The sequence below is a fragment of the Streptomyces sp. SID486 genome (assembly GCF_009865385.1).
In the GTDB taxonomy this organism is placed as follows: Bacteria; Actinomycetota; Actinomycetes; order Streptomycetales; family Streptomycetaceae; genus Streptomyces.
Map to the genome: position 1 here is coordinate 1 of NZ_WWJT01000607.1, position 15,900 is coordinate 15,900.

General features: G+C 72.0%; 12 protein-coding genes and 1 tRNA gene. 4 read left to right on the top strand and 9 right to left on the bottom strand.

Going from position 1 to position 15,900, the window contains the following annotated elements:
* Window positions 1-195 precede the first annotated feature (195 nt).
* Together GT045_RS28320 and GT045_RS28325 are read left to right on the top strand one after the other, a co-directional pair.
* Window positions 196-1,020: a thioredoxin domain-containing protein gene (locus GT045_RS28320; RefSeq protein ID WP_161297638.1), complete on the top strand. Its 825-nt coding sequence runs from the start codon at window positions 196-198 to the stop codon at window positions 1,018-1,020.
* Between the two features lie 80 nt (window positions 1,021-1,100).
* Window positions 1,101-2,771, top strand: a complete 1,671-nt coding sequence (locus GT045_RS28325; RefSeq protein ID WP_161297637.1) for an alkaline phosphatase D family protein — start codon at window positions 1,101-1,103, stop codon at window positions 2,769-2,771.
* Window positions 2,772-2,777: 6 nt separating this feature from the next.
* Here GT045_RS28325 and GT045_RS28330 read toward each other — a convergent pair whose 3' ends face one another.
* A complete protein-coding gene (locus GT045_RS28330) occupies window positions 2,778-3,347 on the bottom strand; it encodes a dienelactone hydrolase family protein (RefSeq protein WP_161297636.1) in 570 nt (189 codons plus the stop codon).
* A gap of 107 nt (window positions 3,348-3,454) precedes the next feature.
* On the opposite strand from GT045_RS28330, the gene GT045_RS28335 reads away from it, so the two are divergent.
* Window positions 3,455-4,561 carry a mechanosensitive ion channel domain-containing protein gene (locus GT045_RS28335; RefSeq protein ID WP_161297635.1) on the top strand — a complete coding sequence of 369 codons (1,107 nt, stop codon included), beginning with the start codon at window positions 3,455-3,457 and terminating at the stop codon, window positions 4,559-4,561.
* Window positions 4,562-4,574: 13 nt separating this feature from the next.
* Here GT045_RS28335 and GT045_RS28340 read toward each other — a convergent pair whose 3' ends face one another.
* The 6 genes from GT045_RS28340 to GT045_RS28365 form a co-directional block, all read right to left on the bottom strand.
* Complete coding sequence (locus GT045_RS28340; RefSeq protein ID WP_161335931.1) at window positions 4,575-5,312, bottom strand: SDR family oxidoreductase; 738 nt, start codon at window positions 5,310-5,312, stop codon at window positions 4,575-4,577.
* Between the two features lie 216 nt (window positions 5,313-5,528).
* On the bottom strand, window positions 5,529-7,115 hold the full coding sequence (locus tag GT045_RS28345; RefSeq protein WP_161335932.1) for a Na+/H+ antiporter: 1,587 nt from the start codon (window positions 7,113-7,115) through the stop codon (window positions 5,529-5,531).
* Window positions 7,116-7,255: 140 nt separating this feature from the next.
* Complete coding sequence (locus tag GT045_RS28350) at window positions 7,256-7,723, bottom strand: GNAT family N-acetyltransferase (RefSeq protein ID WP_161335933.1); 468 nt, start codon at window positions 7,721-7,723, stop codon at window positions 7,256-7,258.
* Window positions 7,720-8,664 (bottom strand): RluA family pseudouridine synthase, encoded by a 945-nt coding sequence (locus tag GT045_RS28355; protein WP_161298006.1) that lies wholly within the window; start codon window positions 8,662-8,664, stop codon window positions 7,720-7,722. Before GT045_RS28355 ends, GT045_RS28350 begins: the two co-directional genes overlap by 4 nt.
* 61 nt (window positions 8,665-8,725) lie before the next feature.
* The gene (gene lspA / locus GT045_RS28360) at window positions 8,726-9,352 is read right to left on the bottom strand and encodes a signal peptidase II (RefSeq protein ID WP_161298005.1); all 627 of its coding nucleotides are present in this window, start codon (window positions 9,350-9,352) and stop codon (window positions 8,726-8,728) included.
* A 67-nt stretch (window positions 9,353-9,419) separates the two neighbouring features.
* Complete coding sequence (locus GT045_RS28365; RefSeq protein ID WP_202529102.1) at window positions 9,420-10,412, bottom strand: TraR/DksA family transcriptional regulator; 993 nt, start codon at window positions 10,410-10,412, stop codon at window positions 9,420-9,422.
* A gap of 606 nt (window positions 10,413-11,018) precedes the next feature.
* On the opposite strand from GT045_RS28365, the gene ileS reads away from it, so the two are divergent.
* Window positions 11,019-14,162, top strand: a complete 3,144-nt coding sequence (gene ileS / locus GT045_RS28370; RefSeq protein WP_161335935.1) for an isoleucine--tRNA ligase — start codon at window positions 11,019-11,021, stop codon at window positions 14,160-14,162.
* Window positions 14,163-14,244: 82 nt separating this feature from the next.
* Here the strand turns inward: ileS and GT045_RS28375 are convergent.
* A tRNA-Ala gene (locus tag GT045_RS28375) sits at window positions 14,245-14,319 on the bottom strand.
* A gap of 437 nt (window positions 14,320-14,756) precedes the next feature.
* Window positions 14,757-15,881: a DivIVA domain-containing protein gene (locus GT045_RS28380; RefSeq protein WP_161298002.1), complete on the bottom strand. Its 1,125-nt coding sequence runs from the start codon at window positions 15,879-15,881 to the stop codon at window positions 14,757-14,759.
* Between the last annotated feature and the right edge of the window lie 19 nt (window positions 15,882-15,900).

Below are 15,900 nucleotides of genomic sequence, written 5' to 3' on the forward strand. Positions count from 1 at the left end.
GCCCCGCGCGCCGCCGCCGCCCGCGACCGGCTCCTCGTGCACTCCCTGGGACGGCGCGGACCGCCGTGCTCCCCCGCCACCGCCCTCGCCTGAGCGGCAACCCGCCTCATCGCGGTCGGCGGTACCCGAGCACCAGCAGTCCCCCACACGTATCCCGCGTACGGCATGTGCGCGTCCCATATGGAGATCACCACTATGAGCAAGCGGAACAGCCAGTCGGCGAAGACGGCGGCCCGAGAGCGGCTGCGCCAGGAGCGCGAGCGGCAGGCGAAGCGCGACAAGGCCAGGCGCCAGGTCATCGTGGCCGCCTCGGTGGTGGCCGTGCTGGCGGCGGCGGGCGGCATCGGCTACGCCGTCGTGCAGGCCAACAAGCCCAGCGGCTGGGAGGCCGTCAAGGACCAGAAGCTGGTCAAGCCGGCCAACACCACGGGCGCGGACGGCACGACCGTGGTGCTCGGCAAGAGCACCGCCAAGAAGACCCTCGCGATGTACGAGGACCCGCGCTGCCCGGTCTGCGCCCAGTTCGAGCAGTCGGTCGGCCCGGCGGTGAAGAAGGACTTCGACGCCGGCAAGTTCAAGATCCAGTTCGTCGGTGCCACGTTCATCGACAACAACATCCCCGGCGTGGGGTCCAAGAACGCCCTCAGCGCGCTGGGCGCGGCCCTGAACGTCAGCCCCGAGGCGTTCCTCCAGTACAAGAGCGCCCTGTACTCGACGAAGTGGCACCCGAACGAGCAGGACGACAAGTTCAAGGACGACGCCTACCTGATCAAGGTGGCGGACACCGTGAGCGCCCTGAAGGGCAACGCGGCGTTCCAGAAGGACGTGAAGAACGGGACCTTCGACAAGTGGGCCCTGGTGATGAACGACAAGTTCAACTCGGACGGCAAGAAGTACGACTTCCAGGGGACCCCGACCCTCGTCATGGACGGCAAGAAGGTCACCGGCAGCGACGGCAAGAACGCCCCCATGTCCGCGGAGGAGTTCGACACCGCGCTGGACAAGGCCCTCAAGGGCTGAACCGACGACACGTCGAACGGCGGGCGAACTTTTGCGGGTTCGCCCGCCCCCGCGGGTACCGATCAGTAACCTGATCGTCCGTGACCAGTCGATACAGATCAGCCGATGCCTCACGCGGCCTCGACTCCTCCTCCCCCCGCCGCCGTACGGTCGTCAAGGCCGCGGCGGCGACCGCTGTCCTGGCCGGGCCGCTGGCCGCCGCGCTGCCGGCCCGCGCCGCCACGGACACCCCCGCCTTCCTGCACGGAGTCGCCTCCGGCGACCCGCTGCCCGACGGCGTCCTGCTGTGGACCCGGGTGACCCCGACCCCCGAGTCGATACCCGGTTCGGGTGTCGGCCCGGACACCGAGGTCAGCTGGGTCGTAGCCCGCGACAAGGCGTTCACCGACGTCGTCTCCAAGGGTTCCACCACCGCGAGGGCGGCCTCCGACCACACCGTCAAGGCCGACATCCGCGGCCTGGCCCCGGCCACGGACTACTGGTTCCGCTTCTCCGCAGGCGGCACCGACTCCCCGGTGGCGCGCACCCGCACCGCCCCGGCGGCGGACGCGGACGTGCCCTCCCTGCGCTTCGGCGTGGTCTCCTGCGCCAACTGGGAGGCGGGCTACTTCTCCGCCTACCGCCACCTGGCCGCCCGCAACGACCTCGACGCCTGGCTGCACCTCGGCGACTACATCTACGAGTACAAGTCCGGCGAGTACGGGACCCGGGGCACGGTGGTCCGCCCGCACGCGCCGGCCAACGAGATCCTCACCCTCGCCGACTACCGGATCCGGCACGCCAAGTACAAGACCGACCCCGACCTGCAGGCGCTGCACCTGAAGGCCCCGGTCGTCGCGATCTGGGACGACCACGAGTTCGCCGACAACGCCTGGTCCGGCGGCGCGGTCAACCACACCGAGGGCGCCGAGGGCACGTGGACGGCCCGTCAGGCCGCCGCCAAGCAGGCGTACTTCGAGTGGATGCCGGTCCGCCCGGCGATCGCGGGCACCACCTACCGCCGCCTGCGGTTCGGCAAACTCGCCGACCTGTCCCTGCTGGACCTGCGCTCCTTCCGCTCCCAGCAGGCGGCCACGGCGAGCGGCTCGGTGGACGACCCCGACCGCACGCTCACCGGGCGCGCCCAGCTGGACTGGCTGAAGGCCGGCCTGAAGACCTCCGACACCCGGTGGCGGCTGGTCGGCAACTCGGTGATGATCTCGCCGTTCTCGTTCGGCTCCCTCTCCGCCGACCTGTTCAAGCCGCTCGCCAAGCTGCTCGGGCTGCCGCAGGAGGGCATCGCCGCCAACACCGACCAGTGGGACGGCTACACCGACGACCGCCGTGAACTGCTGGCCCACCTGCGCTCCAACGCCATCGGCAACACCGTCTTCCTGACCGGTGACATCCACATGGCGTGGGCCAACGACGTGCCGGTGGACGCGGGCACCTACCCGCTGTCGGCGTCCGCGGCCACCGAGTTCGTGGTGACCTCGGTGACCTCCGACAACCTGGACGACATCGTGAAGGTGCCCGAGGGCGTGGTCTCCGCCGTCGCCTCCCCGGTCATCAAGGCCGCCAACCGGCACGTCCACTGGGTGGACACCGACCGGCACGGCTACGGCGTGCTGGACATCACCGCCGACCGGGCGCAGATGGACTACTACGTCCTGTCCGACCGCACCAGCCGCGACGCCACCTCCAGCTGGGCGCGCTCCTACCGGACCCGCAGCGGCACGCAGCGGATCGAGCGGACCTACGACCCGGTGTAACCGCCGCTACAGGCTGTCGAGGAAGCCGAGCGCCACCCGCCAGGTGGCCTCGGCGGCCTCCGCGTCGTAGTCCGGCAGGCCGGGGTCGGTGTACAGGTGCCCGGCCCCGGCGTACCGGTAGACCTCCACATCCGCCCCCGCCCGGCCCATCTGCAGGTACCAGGCGCTCAGCCAGTCGTCCGTCTCGAACGGGTCGGGCTCCGCCACGTGCAGCTGCACCGGCAGCTCGTCCACGTGCGCGGTCGGCGCGATGTCCGACGTGCCGTGCAGGAGCAGCAGGCCGCGCGCCTGCGCGTCACCGAGGGCGAGGGTCTGGGCGACGGAGGCGCCGAGCGAGAACCCGGCGTACACCAGCCCGCGGTCGGAGTACGGCGCCGCCGCCAGCACGGCCCGCTTGAGCAGTTCCTCCTTGCCGACGCGCTCCTTGAACTCCATGCCCTCCTCGACGGTTTCGAACGTGTGCCCCTCGAAGAGGTCCGGCGTCCACACTTCGTGGCCGGCCGTGCGCAGTCGGTCCGCGGCGTCGCTCACCGCGGGCCTGAGCCCGTAGGTCGAGTGAAAGAGCATGATGTTCATGAGGCCATGGTGCCAGCCGGGCCCGCGGCGGCCGCAGCACGGCCGTACCCATTCGCGCTCGGAAGTCACATGTTCATGCCCTGCCGAACCCGGTTAGGTTCCGAGACATGGAGACCGTACTCCGCCCCACGATCGTCATCGGCGGCTCCGTGTTCCTGACCGTTCTCATCGGTTGGGCCACGGACGTGCTGCTGCGCAAGGCCGACCAGCGCCACAGCGAGACCCCGCTGTGGGGCCTGCTGCGGCGTGGCCGCGTGCCCTACCAGCTGGTGCTGTGCGCTGCCCTGCTCAGAGGCTCCTACGACGAGGCGGAGCTGCTGGAGGAGCACCGCACCGGCGTCGGCCGCACCCTGACCCTGGTGCTCATCGGGGCGGCCGCCTGGCTGGTGATCCGGATCGCGGCGGCCGTGGTCGAGACGACGTACACCCGCTACGCGCGCGCCCACCACGACGCGGCCCGGGTCCGGCGGGTACGCACCCAGGTGACGCTGATCATGCGCGTGGTGGCGGCGATCGTCGGTGTCGTAGCCGTGGCGGCGATGCTGCTGACGTTCCCGGCGATGCGCGCGGCCGGCGCCTCCCTGCTGGCCTCCGCCGGTGTCCTCGGCATCGTGGCCGGTGTCGCGGCCCAGTCCACGCTGGCGAACATGTTCGCCGGCCTCCAGATCGCCTTCGGGGACATGGTCCGGCTGGGCGACACCGTCGTCGTGGACGGCGAGTGGGGCACGGTCGAGGAGATCACCCTGACCTTCCTGACGGTGCGGACCTGGGACGAGCGCCGCATCACCATGCCGGTGTCGTACTTCACCTCCAAGCCCTTCGAGAACTGGTCCCGCGGTACACCGCAGATGACCGGCATCGTCTACTGGCACCTCGACCACAGCGCGCCGCTGGAGGCGATGCGCGAGAAGCTGCGGGACATCCTGCGCGGGTGCCCCGCCTGGGACGGGCGCGCCTACAGCCTCCAGGTGACGGACACCACCCCGAACACCGTCCAGGTGCGTGCCCTGGTGACCGCGAAGGACGCGGACGACATCTGGACGATCCGGGTCACGGTCCGCGAACAGATGATCACCTGGCTGTCCACGGAGCACCCCTACGCGCTGCCCCGGGTCAACACGGCGGAGTCCGTGCTGCCGCCGCACCACATCCCCTCCCCCGACGGCACCTCCCTGCGCAGGGCCTACGACTTCCCGCGCACCGGCCGGGGCTGACCGGCGGCGCGGCTCAGTGGCCGCGTTCGGCACCCCCGTTCACCTGGATCACCTGTGAGGTGACGTGTCCGGCGGCGGGCGAGGCCAGCCAGCGCAGGGTCTCGGCCACGTCCCCCGGCGTGCCGGCCCGGCCGGTCGAGGTCTCGGCGACGAGCCTCGCCCGCCGGGCCTCGTCCATGGTGTCGCCGAAGAAGTCGGTGTCCTCGATGTATCCGGGTGCGACCACGTTCACGGTGACGCCGTGCGGGCCCAGCTCCCGGGCCAGGTCGTGGGCGTACGGATGCAGGGCGGCCTTGGCCGCCGCGTAGGCGCCCGAACCCGAGCCTCGGTAGGCGGCGATGGAGCTGATGAAGAGCACCCGGCCGCCGGGCTCGGCGAGCCGGTGCTTCAGCGCCTCGGTGAGCAGCACCGCGCTCAGGGTGTTCTGCCGGAAGGTGACGCTCCACTGGTGGGCGAGCCGGTCCAGGGGGTCGTCCCCGGCCCGCGGTCCCGGGGGCCCGGAGCCGCCGGCGCTGTGCACGAGCACGTCCACCGTGCCCAGTTCGTCGGCGACGAACCGGGCGGCACCGCGGACCTGACCGGGTTCGGTGAGATCCGCGGCGTAGGTGAGCGCCCCGGCCACCCCGGCCTTCCGGAGCACCTCCGCGCGCCGTCCCAGCAACAGCACCCGGTCCCCGTCCGCGGCGAAGGCGTGCGCCGCCGCGCGTCCGATTCCCGTGCCGCCTCCACTGATCACGATGTTGCGAGTCATGATCCGAGCGTAGGAGCGATCCGCCGACGGCGCAGGAAGTCATCCACAGGCAGACACATTCGTATGACCGCACGGCGTGGACGGCCGGCCGGACGGCTGCCGGACGCGCCACTCGGGGACCGCACGGCGTGGACGGCCGGCCGGACGGCTGCCGGACGCACCACTCGGGGGACCGCAGGACGCGGACGGCCGGCCGGGCGGCTGCCGGGCCACCGCTCAGCGCAGGCTGCGCACGTCCAGATGGCGCAGCACCCGGTCCACGACCTCGGGGTCCGCCCCGGCCTCGCTCCGCGCGGCCAGCACCTCGTGCCGCGCGGCGCTCAGCATCTCGTTCTGGATGCGCCGCACCCGTTTCAGCCGCTTGACCCGCTGCTGCTGGGCCTCGCGCCGCTCCGCCTCCCCCATGTCCGGGCTGATCCGGATGCCGATGTCGAAGGCGCGCCGCAGCATCTGCTCGGACAGTTCCTCGGGGAGCTCCTCCACCTGCTCGATCTCCCGCAGCCGGCGCTTCGCCGCCTTCGCGGCCCGCACCGCCAGTTCCTTCTCGAACTCCTTCTCCCGCTCGGAGTCGGCCCGTACCCCGAGCCGCTTCACCAGCCAGGGCAGCGTCAGCCCCTGCAGTACCAGCGTGACGACGATCACCCCGAAGGCGATGAAGATGATCTCGTCCCGGTCGGGGAACGCGGAGCCGTCGGCGGTCCTGAGCGGCACGGCCAGCGCCAGCGCCACCGAGGCCACCCCGCGCATCCCGGACCACCACATCACGACGGTCTCCCGCCAGCTCACCGGGATCTCCTCGTCGTAGTCCCGGCGCGCGTGCAGCCGCTTGGTCAGCCAGGTCGCCGGCAGCAGCCACGCCAGCCGTACGACGACCACCACGCCGACGACGGCGGCCGCCCAGCCGAGCATCTCGGCCCATCGCCCCTGGGCCGTGCGGATGGCGTTGTGCAGTTCCAGGCCGATGAGCCCGAAGGCGACGCCGGTGACGAGGGTGTCGATGATGTCCCAGAAGGTGTGTCCGGCGAGCCGGGTCATCACGTCGTCCGCGTCGGTGGCGTACTCGGCGAGGAAGAGCGCCGTGGTGAGCACCGCGAGCACACCGGAACCGTGCAGCTTCTCCGCGAGCACGTAGGAGGCGTACGGCACCAGCAGCGTCATCCCGATCTGCAGGGTCGGGTCGCCCAGCAGGTCCATCAGCCGGTTCGCGCCCCAGCCGAGCGCCAGCCCGACGGCGACCGCGACGACGGCGGACAGCACGAGGTCCAGACCGGCCTGCCAGGGCGAGAAGGCCCCGCTCACGGCGGCGGCGATCGCCACGTGGTAGAGCACGATGGCCGTGACGTCGTTGAAGAGGCCCTCGCCCTCCAGGATCGACACGAGGCGGCGCGGCAGACCCAGCTGTCCGGCGACGCTGGTGGCCGCCACCGGGTCGGGCGGCGCGATCAGGGCGCCGAGGGCGACGGCGGCGGCGATCGGCAGGCCCGGCACGATCGCGGTGGCGACGAACGCCACGCACACCGTCGTCACGAACACCAGGGCGACGGCCAGCAGGAAGATCGGGCGGACGTTGGCCGCGAACTGCCGCCAGGAGGTGCGGCGGACGGCGGCGTAGAGCAGCGGCGGCAGCAGCGCCGGCAGGATCAGGTCGGGCGGGATGTTCACGTCGGGCACGAAGTCGGCCACCGCCAGGGCCCCGCCGAACAGGGTCATCAGCACCGGGGCCGGCACCCCCAGCCGGTCGCCCACCGGGACGCTCACCAGGGCCCCGAGCAGCAGTACGAACAACAGAGCCAGCTGGTCCACGGACGGCGCTCCGGGGGTTGACGATCACACGGCGGGCCTCAAGTCTGCCACCGGGGTACCCGCTCGCACCCCGCGACCTGCGGTGTCCGGTGCGCCGGGGCGACTGACGGGGTCAAGCCCCGGCACCCGCGCGGGGCGCGCTACAGAGCCCGGCGCATCGCCCGGTGCGGTATGCCGGCGTCCGGGAACTCCGGGCCGTACGCCGCGTAGCCGAGGCGCTCGTAGAAGCCCAGGGCGTGGGTCTGCGCGTGCAGGTCCACGGACGCGAGGCCACGCGCGCGGGCCGCGTCCTCGACGGCGCGGACCAGGGCGGCGCCGACGCCGAGCCCGCGGGCCGCCCGGGACACGGCGAGCCGCCCCAGCGAACCGACCGCGCGGTCCCCGCCGGTCTTGGCGGCAGCCGCCTCGCCGAAGAGCAGCCGCCCGGTGCCCAGCGGCACGCCGTCCTCGCGGACCGCCAGCACGTGCACGGCCACGGCGTCGTAGGCGTCGTACTCGATGTCCTCGTCGACGCCCTGTTCGACCACGAAGACCTCCTTGCGGACCGCGAAGCACGCCTCGCGGTCGGCGGGGTCCTCGGCGACCCGGACGGTGTACGCGGTGCTCACGCGTACGTGTCCTCGCGGACCTGGTCGAGGGCCTGCTGGAGGTCCTCGGGGTATTCGCTGGCGAACTCGGCCCACCGGCCGTCGCCGGGGTGCTCGAAGCCCAGCCGTACGGCGTGCAGCCACTGGCGGGTCAGGCGCAGCCGCTTGGCGATGGTCGGGTCGGCGCCGTAGGTGAGGTCGCCGACGCAGGGGTGGCGGTGGGCGGCCATGTGGACGCGGATCTGGTGGGTGCGGCCGGTCTCCAGCTTCACGTCCAGCAGCGAGGCCGAGCGGAACGCCTCGATCAGGTCGTAGTGCGTCACCGACGGCTTGCCGTCGGCCGTGACCGCCCATTTGTAGTCGTGGTGCGGGTGGCGGCCGATCGGGGCGTCGATGGTGCCGCTCGTCGGGTCCGGGTGGCCCTGGACCAGCGTGTGGTAGCGCTTGTCGACCGTGCGCTCCTTGAACTGGCGTTTGAGCGACGTGTAGGCGCGCTCCGACTTGGCGACCACCATCAGGCCCGAGGTGCCGACGTCCAGGCGGTGCACGATGCCCTGGCGCTCGGCGGCGCCGGACGTGGAGATCCGGTATCCGGCGGCGGCGAGACCGCCGATGACGGTCGGGCCGGACCAGCCGGGCGAGGGGTGGGCGGCCACGCCGACCGGCTTGACGATCACGACCACGTCGTCGTCGTCGTGCACGATCTCCATGCCCTCGACCGGCTCGGCGACCACCTGCACCGGCGCGGGCGCCTGCGGCATCTCGACCTCCAGCCAGGCGCCGCCGCTCACCCGCTCGGACTTGCCGACCACCGCGCCGTCGACCTGGACCTTGCCGGCCGCGGCCAGCTCCGCGGCCTTCGTGCGGGAGAAGCCGAACATGCGGGAGATGGCGGCGTCGACGCGCTCGCCCTCCAGGCCGTCGGGCACGGGCAGGGTTCGGATCTCGGGAATCGTGCTCACCCGTCGAGTATGCCGGACGGCCGCACCGCGCCCGACCGAGCCTGTGGACAAGTGCCCGGGCTCAGTCCTTGTGGACGGTGCCGTCGGGGTCCAGGCCGCGGAAGGACAGCAGCACGATCAGGATGCCGCCGCACACGATCGCCGAGTCGGCGAGGTTGAACACCGCGAAACCCTTGGGCGCGATGAAGTCCACCACCTCGCCCTCGAAGACGCCCGGCGCCCGGAAGATCCGGTCGGTGAGGTTGCCGAGCGCACCGCCGAGCAGCAGGCCGAGCGCGACCGCCCACGGGAAGCTGTACAGCTTGCGGGCCAGCCGGATGATGACCACGATCACGGCGGCGGCGATCAGCGTGAAGATGATCGTGAAGGCCGCGCCGAAGCCGAAGGCCGCACCGGGGTTGCGGATGGCGTGCAGCTCCAGCAGGTCCCCGACGAGCCGGATCGGGGCGTGGCCCTCCAGGCGGGAGACGACGAGCAGCTTGCTGATCAGGTCGAGGGCGTACGCGAACACGGCCACCGCGAACAGCACGGCGATCCGGCGCCCGCGGCCGGGCCGCCACGCCGTTGCCTGCCGCTCGCCCGCGCCGGCCGCGCCGGTGCCGGCGGGGGGCGCTCCGGCCGCCGCGGTCTGCTCGCCGTCACCGTCCGGGGTGCCCGGCGTACCGATGGTGCGCTCCGCCTCTGCCACGTGAGTCCCTCAACCTAGGTGCCTGACTGGGGACGAGACTACGGCACGGTCCGGCGGCGCCCCACGCTCAGGAGCGGCGTTCCTGCTTCTGCTTGCACTCCACGCACAGCGTGGCCCTCGGGAACGCCTGCATGCGGGCCTTGCCGATGGGGTTGCCGCAGTTCTCGCACAGGCCGTAGGTGCCCGCGTCCAGCCGTTCCAGGGCCCGCTCGGTCTGCGTGAGCATCTCGCGCGCGTTGGCGGCCAGCGCCAGTTCGTGCTCGCGCGTGATGTTCTTGGTGCCGGTGTCGGCCTGGTCGTCGCCCGCGCCGTCGCCGGAGTCCCGCATCAGGCCGACCAGGGACGCCTCGGACGAGCTGATCTCCTCCCGCAGCCGCTCCATCTCCGACTGCAGCTCCGCGCGGGCCTCGGCGACCTCCTCCTCGGTCCAGGGGTCCTCGCCGGGGCGCACCGCCAGCTCGCCGGGCTCCGCCGCGGCGATCCGCGCCTTGGGAACGGCGGTCTGTTCCGTCGTGGCCGTGCCAGGAGTCTTCTTCGCAACCACCGTCGTGGCTCCCGTCTGCTCCGCGGCATGCGCCGCGCCCGCTTTCTTGGCCGTGCTCTTCCCGGCCGCGTCCCGCTCCGCGACCTTGTGACCAGTGCCTTTCTCGGTAGTGACCTTCTTGGCAACCGCCTTCTTGGCGACCGCCTTCTTGGCGACCGCCTTCTTGGCGACCGCCTTCTTCGCTGCCGTCTTCTTCCCGACCGCCTTCTTGGCGACAGTCTTCTTCGCGACCTTCTCCGTGACGGCCGCGTTCTCGGCGTTCGCCCTCGTGGCGGCAGTCTTCGTTGCGGCCGTCCTGCCCGTCGCCGCCTTCGTGGCGGCCGTCTCCGTGGCGGCCGTGCTGCCCGCGGCCGTCTTCGTGGCGGCCGTCCTGCCCGTGGCCGTCTTCGTGGCGGCCGTCCTGCCCGCGGCCGTCTTCCTGGCGGCCGTGCTGCCCGCGGCCGTCTTCCCGGTGGCAGGTCCCGCGCCGGTCTTCCCGGTCGCGGGCTGCTGTACGGCGGTCTTCTTCGCCACCATGGCCGCGGCCCCTTCACATATTGTGATCTTGCTCGCGAATCGTGCTGGGACGATAAATCGACTTGAGTCCCGCGGCAACGGGGCACACCGCCCGATTCGCCCGCCCGCACCCCCCGAGCCACGGGCCTGCATCCGTTGTGCCCAGCTCCCCGGCGGGTAATCCGCCGGTCCCGGCCGGCCCGGACCCGAGCGCCGGCACCCCTCGCCATTCGGGTCACGCTCCCCCCTCGGACGGCATCCGTCCGTGCCCCGCGGAAAACCGGTCCGCCGCTGTCCGCGCCGCGCCGTACACTGGGCGCAGCGAGAAGCGTGGATGGGGACGAGTAGCGGCGTACGCAGCCCAGAGCGACCCGGGGACGGTGTGAGCCCGGGGGCGAGCGCGACGTGAAGATCACCCCGGAGCCGCCGGAAGAAAGCCGCAGCCCGAGTGCTGCGGGGAGTAGAACCGGTATCGCGACCCCAATGAGGGGGCTCACCGGCGCGTACGGCGCGGCGGGGGGCCAAGGAGGGTGGTACCGCGGGAGCGCGCCGCACACGGCGTAGACAGGAACGAAGGCTCTCGTCCCTCCGACGGAAGGCAGCAAGTCCGTTGGAGGATGCTCGCAGATGACAGCGCCGACGTACCGCCAGGTGCCCGCACAGGTCGACCTGCCCGCTCTTGAGCACGCCGTGCTCGACTTCTGGCGCGACCAGAAGATCTTCGCCAAGAGCCTGGAGCAGTCCGAGGGCCGCCCGGAGTGGGTGTTCTACGAGGGCCCGCCCACCGCGAACGGCATGCCCGGCGCCCATCACATCGAGGCCCGCGTCTTCAAGGACGTCTTCCCCCGCTTCCGCACCATGCGCGGCTACCACGTGGCCCGCAAGGCCGGCTGGGACTGCCACGGCCTGCCCGTCGAGCTGGCCGTCGAGAAGGAGCTGGGCTTCTCCGGCAAGCAGGACATCGAGGCGTACGGCATCGCCGAGTTCAACGCCAAGTGCCGCGAGTCCGTGACCCGGCACACCGACGCCTTCGCCGACCTGACGACCCGCATGGGCTACTGGGTCGACCTGGACGACGCCTACCGGACCATGGACCCCGAGTACGTGGAGTCGGTCTGGTGGTCGCTGAAGGAGATCTTCGGCAAGGACCTGCTGGTCCAGGACCACCGCGTCGCCCCGTGGTGCCCCCGCTGCGGCACCGGCCTGTCCGACCACGAGCTGGCGCAGGGCTACGAGACGGTCGTCGACCCGTCCGTGTACGTCCGCTTCCCGCTCACCTCCGGTCCCCTCGCCGGCGAGGCCGCGCTCCTGGTGTGGACGACGACCCCCTGGACCCTGGTGTCCAACACGGCGGTCGCCGCGCACCCGGAGGTCACCTACGTCGTCGCCACCGACGGCGAGGAGAAGCTCGTCGTCGCCGAGCCGCTCGTCGCCAAGGCGCTCGGCGAGGGCTGGGAGACCACGGGCCAGACCTTCACCGGCGCCGAGATGGAGCGCTGGACCTATCAGCGTCCGTTCGACCTCGTGGAGTTCCCGGAGCCGGCGCACTACGTGGTCAACGCCGACTACGTCACCACCGAGGACGGCACGGGTCTGGTCCACCAGTCCCCCGCCTTCGGCGAGGACGACCTCAAGGTCTGCCGCTCCTACGGCCTGCCGGTGGTGAACCCGGTCCGCCCGGACGGCACGTTCGAGGAGGACGTGCCCCTGGTCGGCGGCGTCTTCTTCAAGAAGGCCGACGAGAAGCTCACCGAGGACCTGTCGCAGCGCGGCCTCCTCTTCAAGCACCTGCCGTACGAACACAGCTACCCCCACTGCTGGCGCTGCCACACCGCGCTCCTCTACTACGCGCAGCCCTCCTGGTACATCCGCACGACGGCGATCAAGGACCGCCTCATCCAGGAGAACGAGAAGACCAACTGGTTCCCGGAGACGGTCAAGCACGGCCGCTTCGGCGACTGGCTGAGCAACAACATCGACTGGGCGCTGTCCCGCAACCGCTACTGGGGCACCCCGCTGCCGATCTGGCGCTGCACGGAGGACCACCTCACCTGCGTCGGCTCCCGCGCGGAGCTGACCGAGCTGACCGGCACCGACCAGTCGAACCTGGACCCGCACCGCCCGTACATCGACGAGGTCACCTTCGCCTGCCCGCAAGAGGGCTGCGGCAGCACGGCCACGCGCGTGCCGGAGGTCATCGACGCCTGGTACGACTCGGGCTCGATGCCGTTCGCGCAGTGGGGCTACCCGCACAAGAACAAGGAGCTGTTCGAGAGCCGGTACCCGGCACAGTTCATCTCCGAGGCGATCGACCAGACCCGCGGCTGGTTCTACACCCTCATGGCGGTCGGCACCCTCGTCTTCGACAAGTCGTCGTACGAGAACGTGGTCTGCCTGGGCCACATCCTCGCCGAGGACGGCCGCAAGATGTCCAAGCACCTGGGCAACACCCTGGACCCGATCCCGCTGATGGACCGGCACGGCGCGGACGCGGTGCGCTGGTTCATGGCGGCCGGCGGCTCCCCCTGGGCGGCCCGCCGGGTCGGTCACGGCACCATCCAGGAGGTCGTCCGCAAGACGCTGCTCACCTACTGGAACACGGTCGCCTTCCAGGCCCTGTACGCCCGTACGTCGGACTGGGCGCCGTCCGCTGCCGACCCGGCCCCGGCCGACCGCCCGCTGCTGGACCGCTGGCTGCTGTCCGAACTGCACGCGCTGACCGACCAGGTGACGCAGGCGATGGAGGCGTACGACACCCAGCGCGCCGGCAAGCTGCTGTCCGCGTTCGTCGACGACCTGTCCAACTGGTACGTCCGCCGCTCGCGCCGCCGCTTCTGGCAGGGCGACAAGGCCGCGCTGCGCACGCTGCACGAGGTGCTGGAGACGGTCACCAAGCTGATGGCGCCGATCACCCCGTTCATCACCGAGCGGGTGTGGCAGGACCTGGTCGTCCCGGTCACCCCGGGCGCGCCGGACTCCGTGCACCTGGCCACCTGGCCGGAGGCGGACCTGTCGGCGATCGACCCGGAGCTGTCGAAGCAGATGGTCCTCGTCCGGCGCCTGGTGGAGCTGGGCCGCGCCACGCGCGCGGAGTCGGGCGTCAAGACGCGCCAGCCGCTGTCCCGCGCGCTGATCGCGGCCGCCGGGTTCGACGCCCTGGACCGGGAACTGCACACCCAGATCACCGAGGAGCTGAACGTCGAGGCACTGGCCTCGCTCAGCGAGGTCGGCGGCAGCCTGGTGGACACCACCGCCAAGGCCAACTTCCGGGCGCTGGGCAAGCGGTTCGGCAAGCGCGTCCAGGACGTGGCGAAGGCCGTCGCGGGCGCCGACGCCGCCGCCCTCTCCCTCGCCCTGCGCGAGGGCACGGCGTCCGTGGAGGTCGACGGTGAGACGGTCACCCTCGCCCCGGACGAGGTGATCATCACGGAGACCCCGCGCGAGGGCTGGTCGGTGGCCTCCGACTCCGGTGCCACGGTGGCGCTGGATCTGGAGATCACCGAGGAGCTGCGCCGGGCGGGCCTGGCCCGGGACGCGATCCGGCTGATCCAGGAGGCCCGCAAGAACAGCGGCCTGGACGTCGCCGACCGGATCGCCCTGCGCTGGACCTCCACGGACCCGGCGGTGGCCGCGGCGCTCAGCGGGCACGCCGGCCTGATCGCCGACGAGGTCCTCGCGACCGACTTCGGCCAGGGCGAAGCGGACGACACGTTCGGCGAGACCTTCACCGACGAGGGGCTGTCGCTCGCGTTCCGCCTGCGCAAGGCGTAGAGCCGAGACCGCCGAAGGCCCGGCCCCCCGCACATGCGGGGGGCCGGGCCTTCGGCGTCGTGGCCCCCTTGCCTGGACGCACCGGGGCGGGCCGGATGCGAACCGGCGTCCTCCTGGATGCCATCGAGGCGCGACGACCTTCCGCGCTACGCGCCCCGGCGCGCCCGCCAGGCTCCCCGGGCCGATCCCCACCGGCCCGCCCCATATCCCGGGCCGGAGCGGAGGGGACCGCAGCCGGTGTGGGGCGCCCCGGGCTGATCCTGAGCCGGCCAGGACAAGCGAACCGAGCCGGTCACACCAAGGCGGGCCGGAGCCTGCCAGGTCGGGGCGGGGCAAGACCCGGGCCGGAACGGGCCGGAGCCTGTCAGGTCGAAGCGGGGCAAGACCCGGGCCGGAACGGGCCGGAGCCTGTCAGGTCGAAGCGGGGCAAGACCGCTCGGGCCGGCAAGGGCCGAAGCCGCGGGGAGGGGGCTTCGCGCGCTCGGTGCTCAGCCGCGCAACCCGCGTAAAAAGGGCGCGGCCCCGGATCGGAACCCGGGGCCGCGCCCTGAACGCTGCCGACGCCTATGGCGTACTACTCACCCTGAGCGGTGCTCAGTTGTCGTCCTCGTCGATCAGGAACCCGCGCATCGGCGAGGGAGCCTGACCCATCGGGGACGGACCCTGGGGCCGGACCGGAGCCATCGGCTGGGTCATGGCCGGGGTCATCTGCTGCTGGCCGCCGTAGGACGGGGCGGACGGAGCGGACGGGCCGCCCATCGACTGGTTGCCGCCGTAGGACGGGGCGCTCGCGCCGGCCGGAGCCATGGAAGGCGCCGGGGACGGCGGCAGCGACGCGGTGGCCGGGGTACGCGGCGGGGCCAGCGAGTCGTCCGCCTGGGTCTCCAGCTGACGCAGCTGCGACTCCAGGTACGACTTCAGGCGCGTGCGGTACTCGCGCTCGAAGCCGCGCAGGTCCTCGACCTTGCGCTCCAGCGTGGCGCGCGCGGACTCCAGGGAGCCCATGGCGACACGGTGCTTCTCCTGCGCGTCCCGCTCCAGGGCGTCGGCCTTGGCACGGGCGTCACGCTCCAGACCCTCGGCGCGGCTGCGGGCCTCGCCGACGATCTTGTTGGCCTCGGAGCGGGCCTCGGCGATCGCCTGGTCGGCGGTCTGCTGGGCCAGCGAGAGGACACGGGCGGCGCTGTCGCCACCGGGGCCCTGACCGGGGCCGCCCATCGGACCGCCCATGGGGCCGCCCATCGGGCCACCCATCTGCTGCTGCATGGGCGGCTGTCCGCCCATGGGGCCCTGGCCCATCGGACCCTGGCCCATCGGGCCGGGACCCTGCGGACCACCCTGGCCGCCGGGACCGGCGGGCAGCTGCGGGGCACCGCTCGGCAGCTGGGGCGGGCCACCCATGGGGCCGCCCATCTGCTGCTGCGGCGGGCCCGATATCCCGGCGGGCACCGGCTGGCCGGGACCTCGCATACCCTGCTGCTGCTGGGGGTGCTGCTGCTGGTCCTGCTCCGGAGGCTTGCGCATGTTCTGCTGGTTCTGCGCAGCAGCACGCGTCGCCGCGGCCAGCTTGGCGCGCAGGTCCTCGTTCTCACGGAGCAGACGGGTCAGTTCGGCTTCGACCTCGTCGAGGAAGGCATCGACCTCGTCCTCGTCATAGCCTTCTCGGAGGCGGACGGTCGTGAACTGCTTGTTCCGCACGTCCTCGGGGGTCAACGGCATCTCTTCACCTCAACGTAGT